Source organism: Vibrio sp. 1249-1 (assembly GCF_033340495.1).
On the sequence record NZ_JAWOWJ010000819.1, the window covers coordinates 1 to 597 of the forward strand.

The window sequence follows — 597 nt, forward strand, 5'->3', positions numbered from 1 at the left end:
TGGTGATTGCTTGAGTAATTCCACCACAAGCGATGATGTGGTTTTCTTTGATGAGGTAAGCGTCGAACACACCGATACGATGGTTAAAACCGCCACCACAAGCAACGGCGTACTTCAGAGCACTTCGAAGACCCGGAATGGTTTTGCGTGTGTCTAACAAACGACAATCGGTATGCGCGATTTTTGCTGCATACTCAGCGGTTGTTGTTGCACAGCCAGAAAGGGTTTGAATAAAGTTCATTGCGTTGCGCTCACCCGTGAACAGGTCACGAGCTGGGCCAGTCAGCGTACAAAGTGTTTGGTTTGGCTCGACTTTATCACCATCTTTTACATGCCATTCGATAGTGACTTTGCCGCCAAGCTGTTTAAATACTTCATCTGCCCAAGCTTGACCACAAAACACACCGTGTTCACGAGTGATGATGGTTGCGGTATTCATTGCATCAGCAGGAATAAGAGATGCGGTGATATCTTGTGACGCATCCAACGTGCCACCTAGATCTTCTTTTAAGGTATCGGCGACAGAGCGGGTGATTTCTAAAGGAAGTTGTTGCTTGAGGTATTCTAGGCGTTCTTGGCTGTTGTGTGTGTTCTTCA

Annotated in this window: 1 protein-coding gene; it reads right to left on the reverse strand. The window is 47.1% G+C overall.

The genetic code is table 11. The features are described from left to right. Positions 1–597 (reverse strand): nicotinate-nucleotide diphosphorylase (locus tag R7Z50_RS29105; RefSeq protein WP_318149958.1); only part of this gene is annotated, 597 nt, incomplete at both ends.